Genomic DNA, 254 nt, shown 5'->3' with positions numbered 1-254 from the left:
CAAAAGTAGTACATACAAGATTCTTCGCTCATAGGGTTTATACTCCAACATCATCTGTTTTTCCATGGCGACCGAACCCAAAGCAGTCACTGAGGACGTCAAGATCGATCTCTTCGAAGACGATGATGAGTTTGAAGAGTTTGAAATCAATGAAGAGTGGGATGACAAAGAGGAAGGAAAAGAAGTGACTCAGCAGTGGGAGGATGATTGGGATGACAAAGAGGAAGGAAAAGAAGTGACTCAGCAGTGGGAGG

1 protein-coding gene is annotated in these 254 nt (G+C 44.1%); it reads left to right on the top strand.

Going from position 1 to position 254, the window contains the following annotated elements; all coding sequences use genetic code 11:
* Positions 1 to 64 precede the first annotated feature (64 nt).
* Positions 65 to 254, top strand: a 190-nt coding sequence (locus tag L9G74_RS24435; RefSeq protein ID WP_238898794.1) for a hypothetical protein, incomplete at its 3' end; no start/stop codon positions are given.

Origin of the sequence: Shewanella electrica, assembly GCF_022321485.1 — a bacterium.
In the GTDB taxonomy this organism is placed as follows: domain Bacteria; phylum Pseudomonadota; class Gammaproteobacteria; order Enterobacterales; family Shewanellaceae; genus Shewanella; species Shewanella electrica.
Note: the sequence above shows the minus strand (reverse complement) of the source record. Positions and strands in the feature narration are given on the sequence as shown.